Source organism: Chryseobacterium barbadense, assembly GCF_042849955.1.
Taxonomy (GTDB): Bacteria; Bacteroidota; Bacteroidia; order Flavobacteriales; family Weeksellaceae; genus Chryseobacterium.
Window position 1 is genome coordinate 48,722 of sequence record NZ_BAAFHL010000018.1, and the last position, 12,413, is coordinate 61,134.

The window sequence follows — 12,413 nt, forward strand, 5'->3', positions numbered from 1 at the left end:
TGCTCTTTTTGCAGGGTTTCCGTAAGAAAATAAAGCATTATAAATATTTTTCTATGATGGGTATGGCTATTTCCGCCATCATTCCATATCCTTTTTCATTGGGATGCACTCCATCTCCTGAAAGCAAGATTTCTTTATCTTCTAAAAATGCGGAATAAAAGTCAATATAGGTTAGTGAATTTTCAATGACAGTATCTTTAAGAATCTGATTGTAAACTAAAACATCATCACTTATTCTCACCTTCCCAGTCGCCGAAACCACCCCATCCAGTTTTGAGGAAAAAGGCAAAATACTCACCAGATAAATATCTTGGGAAAATTGTTTCGCATGCTGAACGGCTGTGAGAATATTACTTTTAAATTGTTCAGGATTTACCAACTTCTCTCCATCTTTTGCAGCAAGATCGTTTGCTCCGTAAGCTATAAAGACGATATTTCCGTCCGCAGAGTTCCTTGCACTTAATTCGTGGGGCATTCTTTTGATCAATCCTTCTGTGGTTTCTCCGCCGATCCCCAGGTTAAAAAGAATAAGCTCGTCCTTCCCTTCATGGAATTGCTGTAATGCATATCTTTTCAGAATATCTACCCAGCCGCCGAAAACGCCGTCATATTCTCCATACGTAATGCTGTCGCCGAAGAATAATCCGTACCTTATTTTTTTCATACTTTTTTAATATTTTGTTCAAAGTTATATTCTAATACATAAAAATGACTGCCATTACCGACAGTCATTTTCTATATTGATCATTATTATTTCTTATTTGAAATACTCAACACCATTTTTAAAGATGTTGTGATAGTTTGCAGTCGGGATGTTTTTCATCAGGCCTTCTGTAAAACGTTCAGGGTGTCCCATTCTACCATAGATCTTTCCGCATGCACTGGTGATTCCTTCAATTCCGAATAATGAATTATTTGGATTGAATGGCATTCCGTGAGCGATGTTTCCATCGAAATCAATGTATTGTGTTGCCACCTGTCCGTTTTTGTATAACTTCTCAATTTCTTCCTGAGAAGCCATGAAACGTCCTTCTCCGTGAGAGATCGGAATAGTGAATACCAGATCTTTCATTCCTTTCAGCCATGGACTTTCATCGTTGACAACTTTTACATTTACCATTTGAGAGATATGTCTTCTGATGGCATTATGAGCTAACGTTGGAGAATTTTCATCCAGTTCTTTAATTTCTCCGTAAGGTAATAATCCGGATTTAATCAAAGCCTGGAACCCGTTACAAATCCCGATGATCATTCCGTCTCTTTCCAACAGATCGTGAACCGCATTTTTCATCTTTTCGTTCTTCAAAACGTTCACAATAAACTTGGCAGAACCATCCGGTTCGTCACCTGCAGAGAACCCTCCGGAGAATGCTAAAATTTGTGACTGTTTAATTTCTTCCACCCATGCATCGATGCTTTCATCCAGCAACTGGTGATTGATATTTTTCAGTGGTAAACTGCTGACAATGGCTCCTTCTTTTTGGAATGCATTCATGGTTTCGTACTCACAGTTTGTTCCCGGGAAAACCGGAGCAAAAACTTTCGGCTGTGCAATTCCGTGTTTTTTAATGATGATATTTCTTGGGTTGACTGAGTTGAGTTTCTCATCGATTTCAATCGTTATTTTATCTTTTTCGATGGTTGGGAAAAGGTTCTCAAATGTTTTGGTATTAACATCAAGTAATTTTTCGATTTCAAACTCAAAACCACTGATTTTCAAAATATTTGAATTTTGAACTTCACCAATCAATTGAAGATTCACAGAACTTAATTCTTCTGTAGATTCGATGATCAGGCTTCCGATATTTTTAGCTAATAATGTGCTTTCATCAAACTCATTAATTTCTGCACCTAATCTGTTTCCGAAACTCATTTTTGCTAACGCTACTGCAACACCCCCTTCTTTAACAGTTTTAACGGAAACGATTTTTCCTGCTTTGATATTTTCGAAAATAAATTCGAAAGCAGCCTTCAAACTAACGTAATTGGGAAGTCCGTTTTCCTGCAGAATATGGTTGAAGAAATACAATTTATTTCCTGCCTGTTTAAATTCCGGAGAGATGATATTTTTCTTTTCTCCGTTCGCACAAGCGAATGAAATTAATGTTGGCGGAACGTTCAGATCCTGGTAGGTTCCACTCATGGAATCTTTACCTCCGATGGCAGCCAAACCAAGGTTAATTTGAGCATCATAAGCTCCTAAAAGCGATGCTAAAGGTTTACCCCATTTCTCAGGGTTTTGCCCTAATTTTTCAAAATATTCCTGGAAGCTCAATCTGATATTTTTATAATCGCCGCCCATGGCAACGATCTTTGCCACACTTTCCACTACGGCATAAGAAGCTCCCAATAATGAGTTTTGCTTGGATATTTCAGCATCGAATCCCCAACTTGCCAAAGAAACCGTTTCGATGTCTTTTGCTCCTAAAACAGGCAGTGTCTGAGCACAACCTTCCATTAAAGTCTGCTGATATTTTCCGCCTAAAGGCATGGCTACTGTTGTTCCTCCTACTGAAGAGTCGAACATTTCCAGCAATCCTTTTTGAGATGCTACGTTCTTATCGCCTAAAATCTGTAAGAATGCTTCTTCTGTGAAAGGTTTATTTTCTGCTTTTACTTCTTCAAGATGCGTGATTTTCACTTCCTGATTTTTAGAACAACCATTCGTGTTCAGGAATTCTCTTGAAAGGTCAACGATCTTATCTCCTTTCCAGAACATTTGCATTCTTCCGGAATCGGTTACTTTTGCCACTTCTACAGCAACAATGTTTTCCGCTTCACAATACTTGATGAACTGTTCTTTATCTTTAGGATCAACAACCACTGCCATTCTTTCCTGAGATTCGGAAATAGCCAGCTCGGTTCCATTTAATCCTTCATATTTTAATGGTAAAACATCTAAGTTGACTTCTAAAGATTCTGCAATTTCTCCGATTGCCACAGAAACACCCCCAGCTCCGAAGTCATTGGATTTTTTGATAAGCCTTGTTACTTCAGGCTTTCTGAATAGTCTTTGGATTTTGCGCTCTTCCACTGCATTACCTTTCTGAACTTCTGAGCTCATCGTGTGAATAGAGGTTTCGTCCTGTTCTTTTGAACTTCCGCTTGCTCCACCTACTCCGTCACGACCTGTTGCACCTCCTAAAATGATGATGGAATCTCCGGCTTCAGGTTTTTCACGTCTCACCCAGTCTACAGGAACAGCTCCTGTAACAAAACCGACTTCCATTCTTTTAGCTTTATAGCCTTCATTATAGATCTCAGAAACCATTGTTGTAGCCAGACCGATTTGATTTCCGTAAGAAGAATACCCGTTGGCAGCTTGTTTTGTGATTGTTTTTTGAGGTAATTTCCCCGGTAATGTCTGATCAACAGGTTCCAGCACATCCGCAGCTCCCGTTAACCTCATGGCCTGGAATACAAAAGATCTTCCGGATAACGGGTCTCTGATGGCTCCTCCTAAACATGTGGAAGCTCCACCGAAAGGTTCAATTTCCGTCGGGTGGTTGTGTGTTTCGTTTTTGAATAGCAAATACCAAGGTTCTTTTTTACCGTCGTATTCTGCTTCTATCTGGATAGTACAAGCATTGATCTCGTCTGAAACCACAAGGTTTTCAAGCTTTCCGGTTTTATGGAAATATCTTCCGCACACGGTTGCCAGGTCCATTAAAGAAATCGGCTTTAATTCGCGGCCTAAGAATTTTCTTTTTTCGATATAATCATTGAAAATAGTTTCTAATGTGTGTTTGAATTTACCTTCAAACTGAATATCCGTAAGTTCCGTTTCAAAAGTAGTGTGACGGCAGTGGTCGCTCCAATACGTGTCTAATACTTTTAATTCAGTTTCCGTAGGGTTTCTTTGCTCTGTTTTGAAGTATTCCTGAATGAATTTCAAATCGTCCAATCCTAAAGCAAAACCATGGTTGATGTAGAAGTTTTCAAGCTCAGCATCATTAAAGTTGATGAAATTTTCATGAATAATCACTTTTGAAGGCTGCTCTTCTGCTGGAATGTCCAGAATAGTAAGGTCTTTTTCCTGAGATTCCACTTTATTGATTAATAAATCTTTGATTTTAGCAAGATCAGCTTCAGAAACACCTTCAAATTCGATCAGCTTTCCACTTCTTACCTTTGATTTTTCATTCTCCGTCAGTAAAGCGATACATTGTTGGGCCGAATCTGCACGCTGATCATATTGACCAGGTAGAAATTCCATGGCAAAATGAATGGTTGTTGCAGGGTTCTCGGTGTGCAATATATCGGTAACAGGGTCTACAAATGTACTGTTGACCACTTTTTCAAATTCACCATCATTCAACCCGAAAATATCATATACATTGTACACTTTTACGGTTTTCACGGATGGTACTACCGCTTTTACTTCATCAAAAATTTTTGGACTTTCTACATCGAAAATTCCTCTTTTTTCTACGAAAATTCTTTTGTTATTAGACATTAGATGTCAGATATTAAATATTATTAGACTTATTTATTAAATTTATTGGGATTGTCCGTATTCTTTTTCTGATATTTTTCGGCTTTTTTTATTTCTTCTTTCAGCCATTTATCAAAAGGAATTTTTTCTTCTTCATCAAAAAAATCTGCAGCATATATATTTTTGCCGTCTTCCGAAACTATAAATTTCATTAAACTTGTTGAATACTTCATATAATCATACGCATAAATTTTATAGTAGGGAAAATTTTCTTTCGGCCTTTCAACAATCTCAAAGAACAATCTTTTCTCATTGTCAGACAGCTCATTATAGTAGTTCACATAATTGATGCCTGAAAGCAGTTTGTTCTGTTTTTCAAAGAACTGAAGGATATTCTTCTCTTTTTCATTGTATTCGAACGGATATGGATAATATTTCCCATTCTGTTCCACATCTTTTTCAGATTTCTTTGCAATGGGTCGAACGATCTCTCCTTTAAAATTCATTACTCCCCATGTTCCGCCAACCATTGCTTTATGCTCATCCTCCGTTTTCTCCCAGTCGCATCCGTCACAAAAAGCGGCATATCCATAATTAAAAGGGGAAACAAAATCATGTTTGGGTTCAATAACCACTTTTCCGTTTCTGTCGGCAAATCCTACTTTTCCGTTTTTGACAAATCTTTGTACCCCTTCTTCAAAAAAATCGGCGCCGTTATCATAAAAGTAAGGTCTATATAAAAAGTTCCCTTTTCGATCATAGACATATCCCCACATATTCTTTTTATCACCTTCTTCTTTTTTCCAACCGTCAAAGAAAATGGTATTTCCTTTTACCAAATCTCCATCTTCGAGTGCTGAATATACTCTAAATTGAGCAGGAACAACAATTTCTCCTTTCTGATTTTTTACTCCAACCAATGTATCTTTTGAGATAAAATACCTCAATACCTCTTCCTCCTGTGAGAAAGCAAGCATCGGCATCCATACGATCAGCAAAAGTAATTTCTTCATATTCTTTGGAGTTGAAAAAAAATATGCAGCCGAAAAGACTGCATACTCTATTATACTTTAAGATCAGCCTCTAATCCTATCAGGTCTTTGTTCTGGTCCAAGATCGGCTGAACTTCATTTTTGATGAATTCTTCCGTCTGAATCGGAGCAAACCCGATAAAGTTTTTAGGGTCTAATACTTCTTTTAATTTTGATTTGTCCAGTTTTAAAGAATCGTCGTTTAAGATTCTTTCAATCAGGTCATTTTCTTTTCCTTCTACTTTTACCTGCTTGGAAGCTTCCATGGAGTGAACCCTGATCACTTCGTGGATTTCCTGGCGGTCTCCACCTGCTTTTACTTCTTCCATGATGATGTATTCTGTCGCCATGAAAGGTAATTCTTCTTCAATATGCTTATTGATTCTGTTTGGATATACTACAATTCCATTCATGATGTTGTTCCAGATCAAAAGAATGGCATCCACAGCTAAGAACGCCTGAGGAATTGTTAATCTTTTGTTCGCAGAATCATCCAATGTTCTTTCAAACCATTGTGTAGAAGCTACCATGGCGGAACTTGTGGTTAAAGACATCACGTATTTTGCTAATGCTCCGATTCTTTCGCTTCTCATCGGGTTACGCTTATAAGCCATTGCCGATGAACCGATCTGGTTTTTCTCGAATGGTTCTTCAATTTCCTTAAGGTTTTGAAGCAAACGTAAATCGTTGGTGAATTTATGTGCCGACTGAGCGATATTTCCTAATAAAGCTACTACCTTAGCATCGATTTTTCTGTCATAAGTCTGTCCTGAAACCCCGAAAACTTTTTCAAACCCGAATCTTTTTGAAAGTTCTTTATCTAAATGTTTTACTTTAGAATAATCTCCATTAAAAAGCTCAAGGAAACTTGCAGCAGTTCCGGTAGTTCCTTTTACTCCTCTGAAACGTAATGTTTCCAGGAAGAAATCAAGCTCTTCGATATCCAGAACCAAACTTTGCAACCAAAGCGTAGCTCTTTTACCAACCGTTGTTAACTGAGCCGGCTGGAAGTGAGTGAATCCTAAAGTAGGAAGGTCTTTATATTGAATCGCAAAGTCTGCTAAACTTTTGATCACGTTCACTAACTTTTTCTTTAAAATTAAAAGTCCGTCACGGATCTGAATTAAATCTGTATTATCTCCTACAAATGCCGAAGTAGCTCCCAAGTGAATAATTCCTTTTGCTGAAGGTGCTACATCACCATACGTGTGAACGTGAGCCATTACATCATGACGGAATTTCTTTTCATACTCAGCTGCTTTTTCATAATCGATGTTTTCAGCATTAGCTTTCAATTCAGCAATCTGCTCGTCTGTGATTTCAAGACCAAGGTCTTTTTCGATTTCAGCAAGAGCGATCCAAAGTTGTCTCCAGGTACGGAATTTATTATTGTGTGAGAAGTTAAATAACATTTCTTCACTGGAGTAGCGCTCTTCCAATGGATTTTTGTAGGAATTCATTCTTTCTTTTACTTTTTAGATATGCAAAAATACGGTTTTTCGGTGAGAGATAAAAATTGGAAATGTTCTTTTCGGATACATTAAAATTGTTTGATTAAAAGGTTTATTTTATCCCCGATTGAGCAGAGTGATTAGACAGATTTTAATTGCAGCTAAACTGAATTATGCATCATCAATAATCAAAAAAAGCCGCCTATTCGGCGACCTTTGTTTTTGTTTATTGGAATAATCGGGATTATTCAATTGAAATACCGCAGTCTGATCCCACAGGAATACATTTTCTAAATACTGAACACCAGTAATAACCTGGTAAGCATTGAGGAATTCCTCCATACACCATTTTCAATTCCTGTTTTGAAAGTTTTTTTAGATTTTTCATATTAAAGTTTTTTGGTTTTTTCCTACTCTGTGTGCTTTTCGGATTCCGCTTAATTTGGTACTACCAATATACACATTTTTAAATTGAATGATATAAAAAAATCCGTTCAAAAGAACGGATTGATTGATTTTATTTTAATTTTTTTTTATTGGTAAATAACAACATTGTTTTTTTTAAGCTGATATCCTGTTTTTTTATAGGGAACTAAAACGTATTTATCTTTAATATGGCTCCCGCTTTTCCAGATTTTGCTTTTCCCTTGCTTTTCCAGGATAATACTCTTGGCGTTTTCGTCAGAAATAAATATTTCCGCCTTCTTCATATTTTTACTGAAAATCACAGCCGTCATTGTGGTATAGCTTTTATCTGTGCTCACTTCATTTAACTTGATTTTTTGTTCAAAAACCCTTACACAATCATTTTTGATTTGTGAATAAGTATAGCCTGCAGAACCGATGCAGCCATGAACATCTCTGTCGGCTCCTACAACATGTGATGTGTTCTGAGCGGAAACTAAAGAGCCAACAAATATGGCGCTACGTAAAATTGTTTTTTTCATATCTAAATTTTTGTTTTCTGACTGGTAAAAATTATGCCAAAAGTATGGTTTTAGTTAATTTTAATTCTAAGATACAAAAAAGCCACTCAAAACGAGTGGCTTATAAAATTATTTCGTCCAGTTGATTTTTGAATGTTTTACTTCATCGGAATTGGTTCCGATCATGATATCAAATTCTCCCGGCTCCCAATCGTATTTTAATTCTCCGTTGTAGAATTTCAAACTTTCCGGGGTAATGTCAAAGGTTACTTTCTTAGATTCTCCTTTTTTCAGGAATACTTTCTGGAAGCCTTTCAGTTCTTTTACCGGTCTTGTAATGGTTCCTACCATATCTCTGATATATAGCTGCACCACTTCTGCTCCGTCATAATTTCCGGAGTTGGTCACGGTAACCGAAGCCTGAATAGTTTGGTTTCCTTTTGGATTGGCATTGGAAATGGCAATATCGGAATAGTTGAATTTCGTGTAGCTTAACCCATAGCCAAAAGGATATAACGGGGTATTACACTCATCCATATAGTTGGAACGGAATCTTTCGTAAATACATTTATCTACTTTATCCTGAGCTAAAGGACGCCCGGTATTTTTAGCATTATAATAGATCGGAACCTGCCCCAGGCTTCTTGGGAAAGTCATTGGAAGTTTTCCGGAAGGGTTTACTTTCCCGAATAATACGTCTGAAATGGCATTTCCTGCTTCAGAGCCGGCAAACCAAACGTTCAAAATAGCATCAGGGGTATCTTTGATGTTGGTTAATGCTAAAGGACGGCCTGTGAAAAGTACGACAGCAATTGGTTTTCCAGTTTTCTTCAATTCATTGAGAAGATCTACCTGAGATTGCGGAATCGTGATTTCGGTTCTCGAGGATGATTCTCCGCTCATTTCGGCGGATTCCCCAATGGCAAGAACGATAACATCTGATTTATTTGCGACGTCTAAAGCTTCTTTCAATAAAGCTTCTTTAGAACGGTTGTCTCTGTCTGTTTTTTTACCGTGCGCTGCGTAGATATCTTCCAGTTTAGCATCATAATCGATGTTGGCGCCCTTTGCGGAAAGGAATTTCACTTCTTTTCCAAAATTAGCCTGAAGTCCCTGCATCAAGGAAACTGCTTTATCGTGTTTAGCAGCAACGCTCCAGGTTCCGGGCATATTTAATGAATTGTTTACCAAAGGGCCAATAACAGCCACAGTTCCTGATTTTTTCAATGGAAGTACCTGATTTTCATTTTTCATTAAAACCATTGACTGCGCGGCAACATTTCTCGCGATATTGCGGTTTTCCATATTGTAGACTTCTTTCGCAGCCAGTTTTGCATCTCCGTAACGATAAGGATCATCGAACAAACCTAAATCATATTTTGCTTCAAGGATTCTTTTTGTGGCAGCATCTATCTCAGCCTGGGTAACTTTTCCTTCTTCTAACGATTTTTTTAATGTTTTCAGGAAGCCTTCTCCTACCATATCCATATCTACTCCCGCTTTTAAAGCTAATGCAGAAACCTGTTGAAGATCTCCCATTCCATGTTCGATCATTTCATTGATCCCGGTGTAATCTGTGACTACAAATCCCTTAAAGCCCCACATTTTTCTGAGAACTTCGGTCTGAAGCCATCTGTTTCCCGTTGCAGGAACTCCATCCACTTCGTTGAAAGAAGCCATTACAGAGGCAACTCCTGCATCCACAGCAGCTTTGTAAGGGGGAAAATATTCATTAAACATTCTCACGTGGCTCATATCTACGGTATTGTAATCTCTTCCTGCTTCACCGGCTCCGTATAGTGCAAAATGCTTTACACAGGCTAAAATGGTATTCTCTACTGACAGGTCTTTTCCTTGGTAACCGTATACCATATTTTTAGAAATTTCGCTTCCTAAATACGGGTCTTCACCAGAGCCTTCGGAAACTCTTCCCCATCTTGGTTCACGGGAAATATCCACCATAGGCGAAAAGGTCCAGTTGATTCCATCTGAAGAAGCTTCTTTAGCTGCTACTCTTGCCGATTGCTGAACCAAATTCATATCCCATGAAGCGGCTAAACCTAATGGGATAGGAAATGTTGTTTCATACCCATGAATGACATCCATTCCGAAAATTAACGGTATTTTTAAACGGCTTTTTTCTACTGCAACTTTTTGAACAGACCTGATCTTATCAGCTCCTTTTATATTGAATAGTCCTCCGACTAAACCCTGTTCTACTTTTTTTCCGATATCTGAACTTTGAGCCTGCCCTGTTGTAAAATCCCCGGAAGTGGGTAAATTCAGCTGTCCGATTTTTTCATCTAAGGTCATTTTAGATAAAAGGTTTTCTACAAAGGCTTTTCTTTTCGCTTGGTATTGGGCGGTCTGATAGGACTGAACCGGCTTGGTTACCATTTCCTGCGCCGAAAATACGGGCGAAAGAGCTAAAGTTGCAATTACAATTAACTGTTTCATAAATCTATCTTCTTAAATTATAGTTTTAATTTCTTTAATAATCATATTTTAAACGCAAAGCACACTAAGTCATTTATAAGTATATATGTTTTTAAGTTCGCAAAGGCGTTCTACTAAGCTAAGCTCGCGAAGATTTTTACCATTAAAATTATTTCTTTTTTTGTGACAACATCCACTCATAGAATTTTGAATCTGAATAGGTAGAATCCCATGAATTATGGTTATCATCAGGGAAAATGGTTAAACTTGCTGTAGGATTCACTTTTTTCACTGCCTGATACATATTGATTGAATTGATGGGTGAAACGATATCATCATTCCCGCCGTGGAAAATTTTGATGGGAAGATTTTTAAATTGGTCCACGTTCGCTTCCATCACGCGATCCGAAGGCGCACAAACGGGAGCTATTGCAGCAAACATTTCCGGATGTTCCATGGCTAATTTCCAAGTTCCCCAACCTCCCATGGAAAGACCGGTAAGGTAAATTCTGGAGGCATCAATTTTATATTTGGACTGGATTTCTTTGATCAATTGATATAAAGTTTCCGTATTCCACCAAGAATTAGCCGGACATTGAGGCGCTAAAATGGCAACCGGTTCTTTGATCAGGTTTTTATAGGTAAACGGACTATGCGCCTTTACCAGTTCAAGGTTGCTTCCTCTTTCTCCCGAACCGTGAAGAAATACCATTAAGGGTACATTTCCTTTTGCGTTTTGAGGATAATCCAGCACATAAGATATTTTTTCAATTTTTTTGACTTCTTTGTTCATCTCCGCTTTTATTTCCTGAGCCTGTAAGCTTATGGAAAATGGCAGAAAAAGAAGTACTATATGTTTTAGATTACATTTCATATTAAGGTTTTAGGTTTTGGCTAAAGCCTGATTGATATTATTTTTGTTAAACGGATAAAGTCCATTTCTATTGATGGATTAAAATTTTCATTTATTTTATTCCATATTTTGTTGACTGGAAGTTTAGTTTTTTCAATCCCTGCTGAATTTCCGGAGCGTTCATGAATAGTTTCCATAAAAACCCGGTTCTGTGGTTTTCTATCATCGGGGCGATTGTTCCCTGATCAATAGCCAGATATCTTGGAGTGAACCAGTCATTATAATTGATTGATGTAGCATCATACGGTCCCGCCGAGCCTATGAATTCAGGTTTTTGAGTATATAAGAACCTCAAAAAATCCATTGATTCTTTAGGAGTATATGGAAAACTACTTAAAGCTGCTGTAGGAGTAATCACTCCGTTATCATTTGACGGCATATGTGCGGTGTAGCCTATTCCACCATCTTTATTTCTTGTATAGCCTGCTGTTAATCCCCAATAATTTGGTCCGTATCCCTTCCACTGTTTTGGATTTTCAACGCAATATTTATAGTCTATAAGAACCTGATTTTTATTCAAATCAAAATAGTTTTTTACAAGTTTATCCGATAATCCTGTAGGGTCTAATCCTATATAAGAATAATGTGCCCAGAATAAAGGACCGCCATATTCTTCGGCATAGTTGTGCTTTACATATAATGGCAATCCGTATTTTGTTTTATCCGTAAGATAGGTACCGTTTCTTGTCCAGCCTTTGTAATAAGTCTCGGCATCGATTGAATAAGTAGGTGATGAAGCGGCTAAAATATATGTAATCAAACATTCGTTATACCCTTCAAGCGGAAAGTTCATTTCCCATTGATATTCGGGTGACCAATGCCAGTATAATACTTTTTCTCCTCCTTTGGTATACCAATTCCACTGGATTCCTTTCCACAATTCATCACATTTCTGAGCAAGGGCTTTTTCTTCTGCATTTCCGTTTTTGAAATATTCGCGAACCATTAAGATCCCTGAAGTTAAAAATGCCGTTTCTACCAAATCTCCCCCATTATCTTTTTTCCCGAAAGGAACTGTTTTTCCTGTTTCTCCATTGATCCAGTGTGACCAGGCTCCTTTGTGGCGGTCTGCTTTCGCGAGAAAATCCATCATTCGGGACAATCTTTTTACAGCTTCTTTTCTTGGAACGAAACCTCTTTCCACTCCAACCAGAATGGTCGCTAAACCAAATCCTGAACCACCGGTCGTTATTACATGCTTATCATTATCGGGGTAAATAT

Annotated in this window: 9 protein-coding genes; all 9 read right to left on the reverse strand. The window is 37.8% G+C overall.

Annotated elements, in window-relative coordinates:
* Window positions 1-37: 37 nt before the first annotated feature.
* The gene (locus ACGHIN_RS09200; RefSeq protein ID WP_390452753.1) at window positions 38-664 is read right to left on the reverse strand and encodes an SGNH/GDSL hydrolase family protein; all 627 of its coding nucleotides are present in this window, start codon (window positions 662-664) and stop codon (window positions 38-40) included.
* A 93-nt stretch (window positions 665-757) separates the two neighbouring features.
* Window positions 758-4,456 carry a phosphoribosylformylglycinamidine synthase gene (locus ACGHIN_RS09205; protein ID WP_390452755.1) on the reverse strand — a complete coding sequence of 1,233 codons (3,699 nt, stop codon included), beginning with the start codon at window positions 4,454-4,456 and terminating at the stop codon, window positions 758-760.
* A gap of 29 nt (window positions 4,457-4,485) precedes the next feature.
* Complete coding sequence (locus ACGHIN_RS09210) at window positions 4,486-5,448, reverse strand: WG repeat-containing protein (protein ID WP_390452757.1); 963 nt, start codon at window positions 5,446-5,448, stop codon at window positions 4,486-4,488.
* 50 nt (window positions 5,449-5,498) lie between these two features.
* On the reverse strand, window positions 5,499-6,926 hold the full coding sequence (gene purB / locus ACGHIN_RS09215) for an adenylosuccinate lyase (RefSeq protein ID WP_390452758.1): 1,428 nt from the start codon (window positions 6,924-6,926) through the stop codon (window positions 5,499-5,501).
* 235 nt (window positions 6,927-7,161) lie between these two features.
* Window positions 7,162-7,305 (reverse strand): bacteriocin-like protein, encoded by a 144-nt coding sequence (locus ACGHIN_RS09220; RefSeq protein WP_390452760.1) that lies wholly within the window; start codon window positions 7,303-7,305, stop codon window positions 7,162-7,164.
* A 145-nt stretch (window positions 7,306-7,450) separates the two neighbouring features.
* A complete protein-coding gene (locus tag ACGHIN_RS09225) occupies window positions 7,451-7,864 on the reverse strand; it encodes a hypothetical protein (RefSeq protein ID WP_390452761.1) in 414 nt (137 codons plus the stop codon).
* 108 nt (window positions 7,865-7,972) lie between these two features.
* Entirely contained in the window at window positions 7,973-10,300 is a 2,328-nt protein-coding gene (gene bglX / locus ACGHIN_RS09230) for a beta-glucosidase BglX (RefSeq protein ID WP_390452763.1), read from the reverse strand.
* 148 nt (window positions 10,301-10,448) lie between these two features.
* Window positions 10,449-11,153 carry a carboxylesterase family protein gene (locus tag ACGHIN_RS09235; protein ID WP_390452764.1) on the reverse strand — a complete coding sequence of 235 codons (705 nt, stop codon included), beginning with the start codon at window positions 11,151-11,153 and terminating at the stop codon, window positions 10,449-10,451.
* A gap of 91 nt (window positions 11,154-11,244) precedes the next feature.
* On the reverse strand, window positions 11,245-12,413 hold a 1,169-nt coding region (locus ACGHIN_RS09240; RefSeq protein WP_390452766.1), incomplete at its 5' end, for a glucoamylase family protein.

What these genes read in the sequence shown, in the direction of transcription:
- ACGHIN_RS09220 (WP_390452760.1), bottom strand. Translation starts at nt 7,305, where the DNA reads ATGAAAAATCTAAAAAAACTTTCAAAACAGGAATTGAAAATGGTGTAT.
- ACGHIN_RS09225 (WP_390452761.1), bottom strand. Translation starts at nt 7,864, where the DNA reads ATGAAAAAAACAATTTTACGTAGCGCCATATTTGTTGGCTCTTTAGTT.
- purB (WP_390452758.1), bottom strand. Translation starts at nt 6,926, where the DNA reads ATGAATTCCTACAAAAATCCATTGGAAGAGCGCTACTCCAGTGAAGAA.
- bglX (WP_390452763.1), bottom strand. Translation starts at nt 10,300, where the DNA reads ATGAAACAGTTAATTGTAATTGCAACTTTAGCTCTTTCGCCCGTATTT.
- ACGHIN_RS09210 (WP_390452757.1), bottom strand. Translation starts at nt 5,448, where the DNA reads ATGAAGAAATTACTTTTGCTGATCGTATGGATGCCGATGCTTGCTTTC.
- ACGHIN_RS09200 (WP_390452753.1), bottom strand. Translation starts at nt 664, where the DNA reads ATGAAAAAAATAAGGTACGGATTATTCTTCGGCGACAGCATTACGTAT.
- ACGHIN_RS09235 (WP_390452764.1), bottom strand. Translation starts at nt 11,153, where the DNA reads ATGAAATGTAATCTAAAACATATAGTACTTCTTTTTCTGCCATTTTCC.
- ACGHIN_RS09205 (WP_390452755.1), bottom strand. Translation starts at nt 4,456, where the DNA reads ATGTCTAATAACAAAAGAATTTTCGTAGAAAAAAGAGGAATTTTCGAT.